Annotated in this window: 15 protein-coding genes; 2 read left to right on the top strand and 13 right to left on the bottom strand. The window is 67.2% G+C overall.

Features of this window, described 5'->3' with window-relative positions:
- Positions 1-253 precede the first annotated feature (253 nt).
- From ACQR1D_RS20095 to ACQR1D_RS20065, 7 genes are read right to left on the bottom strand one after another with little or no spacing between them, the layout of a single operon-like run.
- Positions 254-1,300: an ABC transporter substrate-binding protein gene (locus ACQR1D_RS20095; protein ID WP_434839374.1), complete on the bottom strand. Its 1,047-nt coding sequence runs from the start codon at positions 1,298-1,300 to the stop codon at positions 254-256.
- The gene (locus ACQR1D_RS20090; protein WP_434839375.1) at positions 1,297-2,469 is read right to left on the bottom strand and encodes an NAD(P)/FAD-dependent oxidoreductase; all 1,173 of its coding nucleotides are present in this window, start codon (positions 2,467-2,469) and stop codon (positions 1,297-1,299) included. Before ACQR1D_RS20090 ends, ACQR1D_RS20095 begins: the two co-directional genes overlap by 4 nt.
- Positions 2,453-3,847: an FAD-dependent oxidoreductase gene (locus ACQR1D_RS20085; RefSeq protein ID WP_434839376.1), complete on the bottom strand. Its 1,395-nt coding sequence runs from the start codon at positions 3,845-3,847 to the stop codon at positions 2,453-2,455. The genes ACQR1D_RS20090 and ACQR1D_RS20085 overlap by 17 nt, the downstream gene beginning before the upstream one ends.
- Positions 3,840-4,133: a (2Fe-2S)-binding protein gene (locus ACQR1D_RS20080; protein WP_315801997.1), complete on the bottom strand. Its 294-nt coding sequence runs from the start codon at positions 4,131-4,133 to the stop codon at positions 3,840-3,842. The genes ACQR1D_RS20085 and ACQR1D_RS20080 overlap by 8 nt, the downstream gene beginning before the upstream one ends.
- Before the next feature lie 4 nt (positions 4,134-4,137).
- Positions 4,138-4,941 (bottom strand): ABC transporter permease, encoded by an 804-nt coding sequence (locus ACQR1D_RS20075; protein ID WP_434839377.1) that lies wholly within the window; start codon positions 4,939-4,941, stop codon positions 4,138-4,140.
- Positions 4,938-5,792, bottom strand: a complete 855-nt coding sequence (locus tag ACQR1D_RS20070; protein ID WP_434839378.1) for an ABC transporter permease — start codon at positions 5,790-5,792, stop codon at positions 4,938-4,940. The genes ACQR1D_RS20075 and ACQR1D_RS20070 overlap by 4 nt, the downstream gene beginning before the upstream one ends.
- Positions 5,789-6,844, bottom strand: a complete 1,056-nt coding sequence (locus tag ACQR1D_RS20065; protein ID WP_434839379.1) for an ABC transporter ATP-binding protein — start codon at positions 6,842-6,844, stop codon at positions 5,789-5,791. Before ACQR1D_RS20065 ends, ACQR1D_RS20070 begins: the two co-directional genes overlap by 4 nt.
- 179 nt (positions 6,845-7,023) lie before the next feature.
- Here ACQR1D_RS20065 and ACQR1D_RS20060 point away from each other — a divergent pair, with 179 nt between their 5' ends.
- On the top strand, positions 7,024-7,845 hold the full coding sequence (locus ACQR1D_RS20060) for an IclR family transcriptional regulator (protein ID WP_434839380.1): 822 nt from the start codon (positions 7,024-7,026) through the stop codon (positions 7,843-7,845).
- Between the two features lie 188 nt (positions 7,846-8,033).
- Here ACQR1D_RS20060 and ACQR1D_RS20055 read toward each other — a convergent pair whose 3' ends face one another.
- From ACQR1D_RS20055 to ACQR1D_RS20030, 6 genes are all read right to left on the bottom strand, one after another.
- Positions 8,034-9,044, bottom strand: a complete 1,011-nt coding sequence (locus ACQR1D_RS20055; protein WP_434839381.1) for a CobW family GTP-binding protein — start codon at positions 9,042-9,044, stop codon at positions 8,034-8,036.
- Positions 9,041-10,651 (bottom strand): amidohydrolase family protein, encoded by a 1,611-nt coding sequence (locus tag ACQR1D_RS20050; RefSeq protein ID WP_434839382.1) that lies wholly within the window; start codon positions 10,649-10,651, stop codon positions 9,041-9,043. The genes ACQR1D_RS20055 and ACQR1D_RS20050 overlap by 4 nt, the downstream gene beginning before the upstream one ends.
- 230 nt (positions 10,652-10,881) lie before the next feature.
- Entirely contained in the window at positions 10,882-11,712 is an 831-nt protein-coding gene (locus ACQR1D_RS20045) for an ABC transporter permease (protein WP_434839383.1), read from the bottom strand.
- An 81-nt stretch (positions 11,713-11,793) separates the two neighbouring features.
- On the bottom strand, positions 11,794-12,825 hold the full coding sequence (locus ACQR1D_RS20040) for an ABC transporter substrate-binding protein (RefSeq protein WP_434839384.1): 1,032 nt from the start codon (positions 12,823-12,825) through the stop codon (positions 11,794-11,796).
- A gap of 30 nt (positions 12,826-12,855) precedes the next feature.
- A complete protein-coding gene (locus tag ACQR1D_RS20035; RefSeq protein ID WP_434839385.1) occupies positions 12,856-13,920 on the bottom strand; it encodes an ABC transporter ATP-binding protein in 1,065 nt (354 codons plus the stop codon).
- Positions 13,920-14,744, bottom strand: coding sequence for an ABC transporter permease (locus ACQR1D_RS20030; protein WP_434839386.1), 825 nt, complete (start codon positions 14,742-14,744; stop codon positions 13,920-13,922). The genes ACQR1D_RS20035 and ACQR1D_RS20030 overlap by 1 nt, the downstream gene beginning before the upstream one ends.
- A 451-nt stretch (positions 14,745-15,195) precedes the next feature.
- Between ACQR1D_RS20030 and ACQR1D_RS20025 the strand changes: the two genes are divergently transcribed.
- Complete coding sequence (locus tag ACQR1D_RS20025; protein ID WP_315801986.1) at positions 15,196-16,086, top strand: ABC transporter substrate-binding protein; 891 nt, start codon at positions 15,196-15,198, stop codon at positions 16,084-16,086.
- Positions 16,087-16,195 lie beyond the last annotated feature (109 nt).

Genomic DNA, 16,195 nt, shown 5'->3' with positions numbered 1-16,195 from the left:
CCCTACGGCCCGATCAGATCAGTCAGGGCTACGCTGCCCAATGAAGTGCCCTCTCCCCTTGTGGGAGAGGGCATCGGCGGCCTATCCGCATGCGCGTTTGGGTGAGGGGTTCTCTCAACGAACGATGCTCGTGGACAAATACCCCTCACCCAACCGTGATTGGAGCACCGTCCAAAATGCCCTCTCCCACAAGGGGAGAGGGCACATTCACGAGCACCGCGTGCCAAGCGTTACTACTACGCTTCAACGCGGCTTACCGCTCGATCATCCTGTTCCATCGCGCATTCCATTCGGGGCGCTTGGCGTTGATGACGTCCCAGTCGAGCGTGATCGCGCTCTTCATGTAGGTATGAAACGTGGCGAGCTTCTGCTCGGCCACCGGGGTGGTCGCCTTCGCGGTCGTGTTGGACGGCACGATGTTGCCGGCCGCCAGCGCCTTGGATTGCGCCTCCGGTGACAACAAATAAGCCGCCAGCTTCTGTGCCAGCTCGGCTTCGGAGTTGTTGGCGATGACGCATTCGGCGACCATCAGCACGACCGAGCCCTCCTTCGGCTGCGCATACTCGACCGCGATGCCCTTCTCCTTCAAGGTCGATACCGCCGTCGGCGTCAGCGGGAAGATAGCCGCTTCGCCGGTCTGCACCATCTCGGAGATCTTGGCCGAGTTCGGAATGTATTCGAGCACGTTCTTGCCGATCGAATCGGCGAACGCCTTGAAGCCCGGCTCGACATTGGCCTCGCTGCCGCCGTTGATGCGGTTGAACATCAGGAAGGCGTGCAGGCCGAAGGTCGAGACCGAGGCCGACTGGAACACGACCTTGTCCTTGAATTTCGGATCGGCGAGGTCGAGCCACGAGCTCGGCGCCGCCCAGCCCTTCTCGTCGAACAGCTTCTTGTTGTAGGCTAAGCCCGTCATGCCGATGTCGATGCCGGCGGCGATGTCGTCCTTGAGCCGTGCGAACGGCTCGAGCTGCGCCAGACCTTCGCTCGGCCTCAGCTTCTCGCACAGGCCGAGACCGGCGGCGCGGATCATCACGCCGTCGTCGAGAAACATCACATGCATCTGCGGCTTGTCCTTGGCCGCAATCGCCTTGGCGAGAATCTCCGAGGAGGTGCCGGGCACGACGACGATCTTGACGTCATTCGCCTTCTCGAAGTCCGGAAACACGGCCTGCGTATAGGTGCGCTCGAAATTGCCGCCGTTCATGCCGACATAGAGCGTCTTGGTTTCAGCATACGCGGCTGATGTGGCGAGCATCAGCGCGAGGGCTGGGCCGAGCGCGGCACGAGCATCAATCATGGCGAGGTCTCCTTCGATCCTGTCGTCATTGCTGCTTGAGATGCATCGCCCGGCTGCGATGCGGGTGGGAAACGTGTGATCGCGAAGGCGCCGATCGGCGTCGAGGTCTCGCCGTCGCGCACCAGCTCGGCCAGGACCTCGCCGACACCCGGCGCGATCTGGAAACCGGCGCCGGAGAAGCCGAAGGCGTGGATCAGGCCCGGCGTCGTCGCGCTCGGCCCGATCACCGGATTGCGGTCGGGCATCGTCGCCTCGGTGCCGCTCCAGAACCGGATCGCCTGGGCGTGGCGCAGTGGACCGAACAGCCCGCTCGCCCGCTGCATGATGGCGAGCACGCCGTCGCTGCGGGGACGCGAAAAATCGGGGTCGGCGAGCGGCGCAGCGCGCTCGCCGCCGACGACCACGTTGCCGCGGGCAACCTGCCGCGCGTAGATGCCGCCGCCCTCGATGCCGATGTTGACGCCGAGAAACGGATCGAGCGGCTCGGTCACGATCATCGAGGGATAGGTGCGCTCCAGCGGCACCGGCTCGCCGAATGCGGCGGCAAAGCCGTCGGCCCATGCGCCGGCGCTGTTGACGACGGTGCGCGCCTTGATGGCGACGTCGCCGGCTTCCAGCGCAAACCCCTCGAACGTCCGGGTGGCGCCCGTGACCTCCGTGGTCTCCAGCACCTCGGCACCGGCGCGACGCGCCGCTGCGGCGAAGGCGGTGGCGACCAGCCGCGGATTGGCGTGGCCGTCGCCGGGACAGAACGAGCCGCCGACGACGTCGCCGCTGATGCCGAAGCGCTCGCGTAGCTGGTTATGACCGACCAGCTCGAGGCCGAGTCCGAACGGGGCGATATCGGCGGCGTAGCGTTCCAGGCTCGCCATGTCCTCAGCGCTCCGCGCGAGCTTGAGATGGCCGGAGCGCACGAACTCGCCGTCGATGCCGATCAGCGCCTCGAGCCGCGGCCAGATCGCGTGTGATCGCTGCGACAGCGGCAGTTGCTCGGACGGGCGTCCCTGCCGGCGCACGCCGCCGTAGTTCACACCGCTCGCCTGCGCGCCACAAAAACCCTTGTCGAGCAGCGTGACGGAGAGGCCCATGCCGCGCAAGGCGAGCGCGGCGGAGCTGCCGACCAGCCCGCCGCCGATGATCGCGACATCGCTGTCAATGCGCCGGGTCATGCTGCCTCTCGTCGACGGACAGGCCGGCCGCCAGCGGGATCGGCTTGATCGGCGCCTGCGCGCGCAGCCGGCCGACAGCGTCGATGTCGCGGCGCGTCTGCGCCGCCAACAGCTCGGCCGCGGCCGCGCCGCACATGCGGCCCTGGCAGCGGCCCATGCCGATGCGCGTCACGGCTTTCAGGCGATTGATCTCGGTCAGCGAGAAATCGCTGACCGCGCGCCGTGCCTCGCCGGCATCGATCTCCTCGCAGCGGCACAGCAGCGTGTCATCCGCGATCTCGCCCGCCCAATGCGACGGGTAGGGAAACGCGGCTTCGAGCCCATCGCGCAGGCGATCGATGTTCGCAAGCCTGCGCTCGAGCGCGGCAGCCCGCGCGGCATCGTGCGGCAGGCCGCGATCCTCCAGCAAGGCCAGCGCGGCGCGCTCGCCGGCGGCTTCGGCGGCATCGGCGCCGGCGATGCGGGCGCCGTCGCCGGCAAGGTACACGCCCGCGACGCTGCTGCGGCCACTGGCGTCGCGCACCGGCAGATGCGCGCGGTCGCGTGCATCGAAGCGGAAGGCGCAGCCGGCGAGATCGGCCGCCTGGGCTTCCGAGCGCAGATTGAGGCCGTAGCCGACGCCGTCGCAAGCGATCGCGTGCTGCCGCCCGCGGGCGTGATAGGCGATGCGGGCCACCCTGCCCTCGCCCTCGATCCGCACTCGGGACACGCCGAACCGCACGCGCGTGCCGCGCAGCGTCAATTCCGCGGCCATGCGCACCCCACGCAGCACGATGCCGGGGGCCAGCGGCAGCGCGCGCAGCAGATTGAGCTTCGCCGACAACGGCGCCACGTCGAGCACGGCGGCGACGTCGACACCGGCCTTCATGTACTGCCACGCCACCAGATAGAGCAGCGGGCCGGAGCCGGCGAACACCACGCGCCGGCCGATCGCGCAGCCCTGCGCCTTCAGCGCGATCTGCGCGCCGCCGAGCGTGAACACGCCGGGCAAGGTCCAGCCGGGGATCGGCAGCACGCGATCGGCGGCGCCGGTCGCGAGGATCAGTCCATCATGATTGATGCGATGGCTTGAGCCGTCGCGGAGAATGTCGGCCGCGCCGTCGCGCAGATTCCACAGCAGCGCATTCGGCTGATAGTCGATCGCAGGGCCGAGCGCTGCGAAATCGCGATGCAGCCGCACGGCCTTCGCCGCCTCCGAGCCGTAGCGCGCGGTGGCATCACGGCCGTCAGGCGCGCGCGGCTGGCGATAGATCTGGCCGCCGCAGGCGTGGCCCTCATCGACCACGACCGGCCGCAGACCGGCCGCGACCAATGTCATCGCGGCGCGGATGCCGGCCGGGCCGGCGCCGACGATCAGGGGCGGCGCGCGCTCAGCCATGGCTGCGTCCCCGCTGCGTGACGATGTGCATGCCCGCGGCGAGTTCCGTCGTGCAGGCGCGCAACCGCTCGCCGCTCGCGAGCTGCACCCAGCAATCCTGACAGGCGCCCATCTGGCAGAAGCCGGCCCGTGGCGCGGCGGAAAACTCGCTGTGGCGCAGCCGTTCGACGTTGCAGAGCACGGCCGTCAGCACGGTGTCGCCGGCGCGGCCGTCGCAGGGGGCGCCATCGATCGTGAAGGAGATGACGGCGCTGTCGTTGCGGACGAGGCGATGCAGCAGTGGCATGGTGTCAGCCTTGGCCTACAAGGACCTTGTCGAGGCCGAAGATGCGGTCGAGCAGCAGCATCGCCGCCGCCGTCACCGCGATCATCAGCGCCGACACCGCGGCCATCATCGGATCGATCGATTCGGTCGCATACATGTACATGCGCACCGGCAGGGTGACCGTGGCGGGCGAGGTGATGAAGATCGACATCGTGAGCTCGTCGAAGGAGTTGATGAAGGCGAGCAGCCAGCCGCCGGTGATGCCGGGCAGGATCATCGGCACGGTAATCCTGCGGAACACGATCCAGCCGGTGGCGCCGAGCGTGACCGCCGCCTGCTCGGCGCTGCGGTCGAGCCCCGACAGCGCCGCCAGCACCAGCCGAAGCACGTAGGGCGTGACCACGACGATGTGGCCGGCCGTCAGCCAGACCAGGCTGCCGGTGGCGCCGAGCAGCGCGAACAGCCGGAGCAGCGCGACGCCGAGCACGAGATGCGGGATCATCAAGGGCGACAGGAACAGCGCGTTGAGCGCCGCGCGGCCGCGGAAGTCGTAGCGATCGAGCGCGAGGCCGGCGGCGACCGCGAGCACGACCGCGATCGTCGCGGCTGTCGCCGCCACCCACAGGCTGTTCAGGAAGGAGGCGACGAAATCCGGATGCGCGAACACGGCCGCGAACCAGCGCAGCGAGACCTGCGTCGTCGGCAAGGTCAAGGTGTTGGCCGGCGTGAACGCGACGAGGCCAATCACGATCAGCGGCGCCAGCACGAAGCCGACGACGAGCGCATGAAAGACCAGGGCGATCGGACCATTGTGGCGCATGCCGCTCATCCCAACGTCCGCCTGGCGCGCGCCTCGACGATTTGCTGATAGGCCAGCATGATGACGAGGTTGATGACCAGCACCAGGATCGCGATGGCCGCGCCGAGCGGCCAGTTCAGCTCGTGCATGTATTCGTCATAGACCAGCGTGGCCGCCATCTTCAGCCGGCGGCCGCCGAGCAGCGCGGGGATGGCGAAGGCCGACGCGGAGAGGCCGAACACGACCAGGCTGCCGGACAGCAACCCCATCGTCACCTGCGGCAGCACCACGCGGCGCAGCGCCGTGAAGCGCGAGGCACCCAGCGTCCAGGCCGCGGCCTCGACCATCGGATCGAGCTTCTGCAGCGAGGTCCAAACCGGGATGACCATGAACGGCAGCATCACATGCACCAGCGCGATGACGATCGCCGTCTCGGTATAGAGGATCCTGACGGTGCCGAGCCCGAGCGCGCGGAACGCCTCGTTCACCAGGCCGGTGGGGCCGAGCAGCATGCTCCAGCCGAAGGCGCGCACCACGACCGAGACCAGCAGCGGGCCGATGATTGCGAGCAGGAACACCGAGCGCCAGGGCTCGCGCATGCGCGCCAGGATGTAGGCCTCGGGCGCGCCGATCATTGCGCAGATCAAGGTCGTGAGCGCGGCGAGCCGCAGCGTGCGCCAGAAGATATTGAGGAAGTAGCTGTCGGAGAGGATCGCCGCGTAGTGCGCCAGCGTGGTCTCGTCCTTGATGCCGGTCGCGGCGTCATAGACGTGGAACGACAGCGCCAGTGTGAGCGCGAGCGGCACGACCACCAACGCGGTGAACAGCAGCGCGCCCGGCGCCGCCAGCAGCCATGGTGTCGCATGGGCGCGCGTGCTCATGCCGGTGGCGCTCCGTCCGGCTTCGACGCGCGCGCACCGGCGCTGCTCCAGGCGAGGCCGACCTGATCGCCCTCGCGCGCCGGCTCCTCGCCCGCATTGGGCAGGGAGACGCCGATCACTCCGGCGAGCGTCTCCGCGGTGAAGAACCAGGCGCTGCCAAGGAAGAAGCGCGCCTGGATGCGGCCATCGAGCACGCCGGCGCCAGGCGCGGTGAGATTGATCTTCTCCGGCCGGATCGCCAGCACGGCGGCTGCGCCGTCCGCGAGGCCTGCGGCCTCGCACGGCAGCACGCGCCCGCCGATCTCGACGCCGCCGTTGCGCCAGATGCCGGACAGCCGGTTCATCTTGCCGACGAACGAGGAGATGAAGGGTGTCGCGGGATGTTCGTACAATCGATAGGGCGCATCGACCTGCATGATGCGGCCCTGCTCCATCACCACGACGCGATCGCTCATCGACAGCGCCTCGCCCTGGTCATGGGTCACCATGATCGTGGTGGTGCCCACGCGCTGCTGGATGCCGCGCAGCTCGAACTGCATCTCCTCGCGCAGCTTGGCGTCGAGGTTCGACAAGGGCTCGTCGAGCAGCAGCACCGGCGGATCGATGACGAGCGCGCGCGCCACCGCGACGCGCTGACGCTGGCCGCCGGAGAGCTGGCGCGGATAGCGGTCGGCGAGCGATGCGAGCTGCACCAGCGCCAGCACCTGGCTCACGCGCACGTCGCGCTCGGCCCTGGCGACCTTGCGCATCTCCAATCCGAAAGAGACGTTCTGCGCCACCGTCATGTGCGGAAACAGCGCGTAGCTCTGGAACACGATGCCGAGGCCGCGGCGGTCGGGCTTCTCATTGGTGATGTCGCGACCGTCGAGCGTGATCCGGCCCGAGGTCGGCTCGACCAGGCCGGCGATCATCTGGAGCGTCGTGGTCTTGCCGCAGCCGGAGGGGCCGAGCAGCGAGATGAACTCGCCCTTGGCGACGCTGAGGCTGACATCGCTGACCGCAGCGACATCGCCGTAGCGCCTGGTGAGACCGTCCAGCGTCAGGAAACCCATGCGTCCTCGCGCGGGAAGCTCCCTTCGCCATCAGCAGGGATTGCCGCCCTGGGGCTCTTTCATGCCGGCGGGCCATGCAGACGGTCAATCATGAATTCCGATATCCTGAATTTATCTATCTAGAATTCTAATATATGAAATCTATACGACAGATTTGCCTCCAACATTCATCACTACAGATGACGACAGCCGACAGCGATTCGTCCTCCAGCCTTCGCCGGGCCCTGAAGCTGCTGCGCATCCTCAGCCAGGGCGACCCCGACGGGTTGCGGCTGAAGGACGTCGCCGAGGCCGCGGGCTGCAGCCAGCCGACCGCGCATCGCATGCTGCAGGATCTCGCCGCCGAAGGTTTCGCCGAGCAGGCGGCCGGCAAGCGCTATCGCCTGGCGCTCGACTTCTACGTGCTCGCCGCACGCGCGGGCCAGGCCAGCGGCCTACGCGAGGCGGCGCGGCCGGCGCTGCTGCGGCTGTCGGCAACCTTGAGCGACACGATCTTCCTGCTGGTGCGCAACGGCTTCGACGCGGTCTGCCTCGACCGCGTCGAAGGACCGTTTCCGATCCGCTCCTTCACCGGCGACATCGGCGGCAAGGTGCCGCTCGGGCTGGGCCAGGGCAGCCTCGCGATTCTCGCCAACCTGCCCGAGGACGAGCAGGAGGCGGTGATCCGCTTCAACATCCCGCGCCTGCTCGATCGCGGTTTCCTGGACGAGGCCTCGCTGCGCAGCGCGCTGGCACAGGCCCGCGCCCAAGGATGGGTCAACACCAGCACCGGTCTCATTCCCGGCATGGCCGGCGTCGGCGTGCCCGTGCTCGACGCGCAGGGCCGCGCCGTCGCGGCGCTCAGTGTCGGCACGCTGGCGGAACGGCTGAACGCCGACCGGCTGCCGCATGTCGTGAAGATCCTGCAAGGCGAGGCGAGCGCGCTGGCCGGCAAGCTCAACCCGTTCGATGTCGCCTTGCGCTATCCGTCGCGGAGTCTGAGTACGATTGCGGGGAACTGATCTTCCTCAATCACAACCACCGTCATTCCGGGGCAAGGCCGCAGGCCTTGAACCCGGAATCCCGATGCTGTCTTGCGTCGTTCGGTAATCTCGGGATTCCGGGTTCGATCGTCCACACGCGCCTGCGTGTGAACGATTGCCCCGGAATGACAGCCAAGTGTCTGGCGCCACGCCACTGATGCAGCTGCCTAAGTCACCCACTCCGCGCGGATGCCGCGCGGCGCGGCATTGCTCTCCGGCTCGCGCCAAGAGAAGCTGAACATGCCTATTGGCTCGACCTGTTCGAGCTCAACTCGGACGATGTCGCGCGCGATCACGACGATGAACGGTGCCGGCGGTTTCTCGGCCGTCAATTGCCGCGGCGGCGAGAACACCGTCCCGACGCTTTCCACCAGCAGCGGCCGCTGCGCCTCGTGAACCTTCACGAGGCCCTTGATGCGCAGCAGCCGCTCGCCGAGCCGGCCCGCGACATTGTCGAGCCAGCCGGCGAGGTCGGCATAGGCAATCTCAGCCGGCGGGCGGACGAGGCAGAGCGCGAGACGCGGATGCGCGGCGGACAGATCGGGCGCGACCTCGCGCAGCGGCAGCGATGTTGCCAGCGGCGCGAATGCGGCCGTCACGATGGCCACGCGATTTGCGCTGGCAATCGCCTCGGCCACGGGATTGAGCTGCGCGATCGCAACCTGCGCTCCGACAAGCGCGTCAAGCGCGAGATCGGCCTTGGTCGCGACGATGCGATGCGCCGCCGCCCATTGCGCGGCAGCTTCCTCGAATGTCGCGACGCCGAGCCCACGTGTGAGATCGTAGGTCGCGACGACGGCGACGCGCATACGGTGCTCGGCGAGCGTCGCGAGCTGGCGCAGCACCGGGCCGGGCATTGACAGGCCCGAGGTCTCCAGGATGATCCGCCGCAACGGCGGCAGCCCATCCGGCCGCGGCGCCATGATCAGGCGATCGATGGTGAAGGCGAGATCGCTGCCGACCTGACAGCACACGCAGCCGTTCGACAGCATCGCCATCGGCACGTCGTCGCCGCTCTCGCGCAGCAGCACGCCGTCGAGCCCGACCTCGCCGGCCTCGTTGACGATCACGGCCGTATCCGACGCCGTCTCCGCGGTGAGCACGTCGCGCAGCAGCGACGTCTTGCCGGAGCCGAGGAAGCCGGTCAGGACGAAGAAGTCGATGCTAGAGGCGCTCATGGCGCCGCGGCGTCCTTGGTGGCGTACTTCTCCGGCACGTCGCTTTCCCAGCTCGCCTTCACCAGATCGCGGACGTCGGCGAGCAACTCTTCGGTGTCGTAGATAATGCCGTCCTTGATCGTGAATTTGAGGCCGCGATGCCACTCGACCGCGTTGGTCGCATCGTTGAAGCGCATCGCACCGGTGCCGTAGAGCAGCTTGAAGTCGGTCAGCGGATTGTGGTCGTGCACCAGCATGTCGGCGCGCATGCCGATGTCGATGGTGCCGATCTCGTCCTCGAGGCCGCACAGCGCGGCGCCCTGCGAGGTCGCCGAGCGGATCACCTCCAGCGGATGGAAGCCCGCCTCCTGCAGCAGCTCCAGCTCGCGGACATAGCCGAAGCCGAAGATCTGGTAGATGAAGCCGGAATCCGAGCCGGTGCAGACGCGGCCGCCGCGGTTCTTGTACTCGTTGATGAACGCCATCCAGAGCCGGTAGTTCTCCTTCCACTCGATCTCGTTCTGGGTCGACCAGCGATACCAGTACGAGCCGTGGCCGCCGCGCTGCGGAGTGAAGTAGTCCCACATCGACTTCCAGGTATACTCCTTGTGCCAATACGCTTGGCGCGCCCGCATCAGGTCGCGGTTGGCGTCGTAGATCGTGAACGTCGGCACGAAGGTGAAGCCGATCTCCAGGAACTGCTCCAGCACCTCGTTCCACTTGGCCGAGCCGGGCTCGGCGCCCTGCCGGAACATCTGGCCCGAGACAGAGAAGCGGAAATATTCGTCGGTGTAGTTGTAGTCGAGCGGGAAGTTCTGGATGACGCGATCCTCGAACAGCGCCTCCGGCAGGCCGTAGTAGTGCTCGGCGCTGGTGAGGCCCCATTTGGCCGTGGTCAGCGCGTTCATGCGCGACACCGCCATCTGGGCGTGGTGGCAGCCGGTGCGAAGGCCGATCTTTTTGCACTCGTCGAGCGCGGCTTCCATGATCGCGGGCGGCGCGCCGAAGAACTTGATGCCGTCGGCGCCGCGCTCCTTGACGGCACGCAGCCAGCTCCGCCCCTGCTCCGGCGTATAGATCGTCTTGACCATGTCGTTGACGGCCGGAAAGTACGCATAGGCCAGCAGCCGCGGCGAGGCGATGCCGTTGTTCTCCGCGCGCTGCTTCTGGTCGAGCATCCAGGACAGGCCGTTCATCGAGCCCATCTCGCGCACCGTGGTGACACCGTGCGCCAGCCAGAGCTTGTAGACGTAGTCGACCGGCGGCACCCAGCCGTTGGCGGAATGATAGGCGACGCCGGCATGGGCGTGGCAGTCGACGAAGCCCGGCGTCACCCATTTGCCGCGGCAGTCGATCTCGTGATCGGCCGGCTCGCCGGCGTTGCCGGCATAGCCGTAGCCCACGACCTTCTTGATGCTGACGATCCGGCCGTTCTCGACGATGATGTCGACCGGCCCGATCGGCGGCGCGCCGGTGCCGTCGATCACCGTGGCGCTGCGCAGCGCCAGCCGCTTGAACGGCCCGATGCCGCGATCGCGGCTCGTTGCCTTCGGCACGATCGGCGCGGCGCCCTTGTTCCTGATGAAGGCGAGCTCATCGCCGGGCAGTGTCGTGGCTTGGTCGGTCATAGCGACAATTCCTTTGATCCAATTAGTAAACCAAGCGCACAGTGCGCTCCCTCTCCCCGTTCTTACGGGGAGAGGGTTGGGGTGAGGGGCAGACGCACGGGTGGTGTTTGTGGTGAGACCTGTACCCCCTCACCCGGATGGCATCTGACGATGCCATCCGACCTCTCCCCGCAAGCGGGGCGAGGTTACACCGCGCGCGCGATGAAGTTCTCGCGCCACACATTCCACGCCTACCCCGTCCTGTACCGCCGCGCGAACGCCACGCTGCCGAACACGGTGAAGGCCATGGTCACCGCGAGCAGCATGAAGGCGAGCGCGGCGCCCATCGGCCAGTTGTTGCCGCGCACGAACTGGTCGTACACCGCAGGCGCCATCATCTTGAATCGCGGGCCGCCGAGAAGCGCCGCCGTTGCATAGGTGTTCATGCACAAAACGAACACCAGAATCGAGCCGGCGGCGACGCCGGGACCGGACAGCGGCAGGATGACCCGCCAGAACACCCGCGGGCCGGAGGCGCCGAGATTGGCGGCGGCATATTCGAGATCGCGCGGAATGCTCTCGATCACCGCCGACAGCGTCAGGATCATGTAGGGCAGCACCACCGCGATGATGCCGATGATCACCGCCTTGGTCGTGTACATGATCTCGAGCGGCGCCGAGATGAGACCGAGCTTGAGCAGCGTCGTATTGACGAGCCCGTCGCGCGCGAACAGCGCCATCCAGCCGGCCGAACGCACGACATTGCCGACCAGCAGCGGGAACAGCGTCGCGATCACGACCAGGCTCTTCCAGCGGCTCTCCATGCGGCCGAGCCAATAGGCCGCCGGAAACGCCAGGACCAGCGTCAGCAGGGTGCACAGCAGCGCGATGCCCAGCGTGGCCAGGATGATCTGCTGGTAGTACGGATCGGTCGCGGCCTTGAGGTAGTTGTCCGGCGACAGCGCCTGCACCATCAGCTGGGTCGGGCTGAATTGATTGAGCGAGATTCGGAACATCAGGATCATCGGCCCGACCAGCAGCGCCAGGACCAGCAGACAGGCGGGAACGACCAGCAGCGCCATCGCGCGAGCTCCGATTGCGAAAGTGTCGGCTATTCAACCGCGGCTCCTGCGGCAAGGCCGCAGGAGCGCATCATTCAAGGCCTAGGCCTTGAACTCCTTGTTCCAGAAGTCGAGCGTGCGCTGCGAGCGCCCGGCGGCATAGGCATAGTCCGGCTTCAGCAGCCGCGCGCGCTCGGCCTCGGTGAGGCTGACCTGCTTCGCGAGATCCTCCGGCAAAGGCGCGTCGGTGACGGTCGGGACGTAGCCCATCTTGTCCGCGAAGCCGCCCTGCGCCTTGGCGTCGAGCATCGCGTCGAGATAGGCGAAGCCGCCGGCCTTGTTCTTGGCGTTCTTCGGCACCGAGGCCTGGAACACGATGGCCGGCGTGCCCTCTTTCGGCACGACATGGGCGAGCGGAATGCCGGACTTCTTCCACATGAAGCCGCGGGCAAGCCACATCGTCGTCAGCCAGACCTCCTCCGACTTCAGCGCCGCCGCCAGCGCCTCATTCGACGGATAGATCTTCACGTCGAGCGAGCGCCATTCCATCAGCTTCTTCTCGGCCGGATCGAGATTGCTGACGCCGCCGCCGCCGGCGAGCGCCGCCGCCAGCGTGTTGTTGGGATAGAGGATGTCGGCGAGGCCGATCTTGCCGCGCCATTTCGGATCCCAGAGGTCGGCGAAGGATTGCGGCGGCGTCTTCACCTGGTTGGTGTTGTAGAGGATGACCTGCGCCGAATAGATGTGCGGGATCGCGATCTCGCTTCTCAGCTCCGGGAACACCTTGTCGAGCCGCTTCACCTGGGCCGCATCGATCTTCTCGAACACGTCGGACTGCGAGACGATGTAGGCGTCGTTGTCGGACAGGCAGGAGACGTCCATCGAGCCGCGCCGGCTCTGCCGCTCGGCGAGCAGCTTGGTCTTGCGCGGATCGGCATTGGCGACGTCCTGCACGATCTCAAAACCCTTCGGCGTCAAGATCGGCTTGTCGATGATGTCGGATAGCAGCTGGCCGTAGTCGCCGCCCCAGGTGCCGACCACGACCTGCCCGCCCTCGGCGCGGGCGGTCGGCATGCCGGAGGCGAGCGCGGCGACGCCGGCGCTGGCGGAGAGAAAATGACGTCGCGAAATCATGGGAGAACCTCTCGGTGTGGGTGGGATGCGTTACGAAGATGTCTGAGGCACGAGACGCGGGACCTTGCGGTCCCATTGCAGCGATACCGGATCATCGGGCCTGAGCGCCGCCAGCGGCTCGCCGGCGTCGGGCGTCGGGCTGATCGCGACCAGCGTCTCGTCACCGAGCGCCACCACATATTCGGTCTGCGCGCCCATATAGGTGATCGCCTGCAGGCGGCCGCGCACGTCGCCGGCCTCGCCGGGCGCGATGACAATCCGTTCCGGACGCAGCGCGAAGGCGTCGGCATCGTCGCGCTCGCCGCTGCTGACATCGACCGGCAGCAGCAGGCCGCCGCTGGTGCGGAACTGGCGCTCGTTCGCGCGCCGGCCCGCCACGATGTTGCAGCGGCCGACGAAGTCCGCCACGAACGCATCCTTCGGCGAGTCGTAGAGCTCCTGCGGCGTGCCGATCTGGCGCACGCGGCCGCCCTCCATCACCACGAGGCGGTCGGCCATCGTCAGCGCCTCCTCGCGGTCATGCGTCACCATCAGCGTCGTCAAGCCGAGCCGCTGCTGCAATGCGCGGATCTCGAGCCGCACCTCGGCGCGCAGCTTGGCATCGAGATTCGACAGGGGCTCGTCGAGCAGGAAGATGCGTGGATTGATCACCAGCGCACGCGCCAGTGCCACACGCTGCTGCTGGCCGCCGGACAATTGCCGCGGCAGCCGGTCGGCGAGATGCGACAGCCGCACCAGCTTCAGCGCCTCGGCGATCTTCGCTTTGCGTTCGGCCGCACCGAGGCCGCGCATCTCCAGGCCGAAGCCGACATTGTCGGCCGCGCTCATATGCGGAAACAGCGCATAGGACTGGAACACCATGCCGGTCGCACGCTTGTAGGCCGGCAGATGTGTAACGTCCTCGCGGTCGAACAGCACGCGGCCACTGGTCGGCGGCAGGAAGCCGGCGACCATGCGCAAGGTCGTCGTCTTGCCGCAGCCGGACGGGCCGAGCAGCGCGACCAGTTCGCCCTCATTGACGGCGAGATCGAGTCCCTCGACACCGATCGACGTGCCGAAGCGCTTGGTCAGCTTCTCCAGGGTGAGCTGCGCCATCAGACCACCCGCGACAGCTTGACGAAGCGGTCGGTCACCACCATCAGCAGCCCGACCAGCGCGATCTGCACGGTGGCGACGGCGGCGAGCGTCGGGTCGATGCGGAATTCGAGATAGTTCAGCATGGCAACGGGAAGCGTGATCCGTCCGGGCCCGACCAGCAGCATCGACAGATCGAGATTCTCGAAACTCTGGATGAAGGAGAACATCGCAGCGGCGACGATGCCGGAGCGCATCATCGGCAGGGTGATGCGGTGGAACACCATGAACGGGCTGGCGCCGAGATTGGCCGCGGCCTCCTCGGCGGCGCGGTCGAGCCCCTGCAGGCTGGCGACGACCAGCCGCACGGTCCAGGGAATCGCGAGCAGCGTATGCGCGGCGACGAGGCCTTCGGTGGTCGCCTTGATGTCGCGGTCGAGCAGATCCTCCGCCAGCACGTAGAGCATGTAGAGACCGGAGCCGGCGACCACGCCGGGCACCGCGAGCGGCGCCAGCAGGAACGAGCTCAGCGCCTGCCGGCCGCGGAACTCGCCGCGCACGATGGCGAGCGCCGCCGCAGTGCCCAAGGGCACGCCGATCGCGGTCGCAAGCAGCGCGACCTGGAAGCTGGTGATGAGGCCGCGCAGGAATTCCGGCTTGCTCAGCGCGTTCGCATACCATTTCAGCGATAGCGCCGGCGGCGGAAAGCTCACGATCTCCTGCGCGAAGAAGCTGGTCACCACGATCATGATCACGGGCGCGAAGATGATGGCGTAGGCGACGACGATCAGTGTCCGCACTGCGAATTGGCCGAGTGATGTTTGTTCCGTAAAACGGAACAGCATTGCAGACACCTCAACAAACAAAGGAGCACGTTGTGCGGCGGCATCGTAGTTGGCGGCTCCGCCGCCGCCAAGCCCGTGACGCGGGTTATCGCAATGCACATACGCATGGGCGAGACGATGCCGATCATGACGGGTGACGTGGCGGCAGCGCCATCTTGGCGCTAGCGTCCCGCGTCTCTGCCCCGTCGCCGGCACGGCGGACTTTTGACTTTCGGAATTTTCGAGGACAGAGCTGGCAGCCTCGCCGCGCGCGCGACGGTCCGTCGCAGCGGCGCGGTTTTGGGCAATGCGTGCTCAATTCTTGCACCGGCACGATCCAATATTTTGTGCGTCCACGGACAAGTCAGCCGCGCGGGCGCGCACCTAAGCTTCGCCCCGAGCTTGGACCGGGGCGACGGCACCGATGCACCGCCGGACCAGCGCGACATCATCGTTCGAAGGAGCTGGCACCATGCAGACGAGGCTATTCACTGGAGCGCGGCGCGCGTGGCTTGCCGCGCTCGGCGCCATCATCGCGGCGGGACTTCTCGCGCCGATCGACGCTCAGGCGGCGACGCCCGCGGGCTGCGCGGCGCTGAAGGAGAAATATCCGGACTGGAAGGGCAAGACGCTGGTCAATGCCATCAACCCGCACACGCCGGGCTACGAGTCGATCGACCCGAAGGATCCGAGCAAATATGTCGGCTTCGACATCGACCTGGGCGAGGCCATCGGCGACTGCCTCGGCTTCAAGCTGACCTACAAGCCGGTGACCTTCGCAGCGCTTCTGACGACGCTGGCGAGCGGCCAGGCCGACATCGTCATCTCCGACATCTACGCCACCAAGGAGCGCGCGAAGGCCGCCGACTTCATCACCTACTCCAAGGTGTTCGACGGCGTGCTGGTCGCCAAGGGCAATCCGAAGGGCATCAACGGCATCAACATGTCGATGTGCGGCGCGGCCGCGGCCGAGAACACCGGCTATGTCGAGGTGCCGCTGATCCAGGACCTCGCGCCGAAATGCAAGGAAGCCGGCAAGCCCGAGCCGACGATCCAGCTCTATGACAACAACGCCAACTGCATCCAGGCCATCCTCGCCGGCCGCGCCGACACCTATGTCAACGACGTGAACACGGTCGACCAGGCGGTGAAGGCCTATCCGGACAAGCTGGAGAAGGCGATCGCCGTCACCATCCCCTATTCGGTCGGCATCGCCGTGCCCAAGGACAAGCCGAAATTCCGCGATGCCGTGCTCGCCGCCCTGATCGAGGTGCAGAAGGAAGGCATCCACCAGGAGCTCCTGAAGAAGTGGCAGCTCGACCCGGCCAATTTCAAGGAGCCGGACATCCTGACGGCGGACTAACAGGCGCGGCTTCGAAAGCGAAGCTGCTGCCGCGGAGACGGTGCGCTCCCCTCCCCCTTGCGGGGAGGGGTCGGGGGTGGGGGTCGACACGGGCACGGGACAGTCTTTC

This window comes from Bradyrhizobium sp. HKCCYLRH2047 (assembly GCF_051168175.1).
Classification (GTDB): Bacteria; Pseudomonadota; Alphaproteobacteria; order Rhizobiales; family Xanthobacteraceae; genus Bradyrhizobium.
This window is presented reverse-complemented; position numbering and strand designations above follow the sequence as displayed.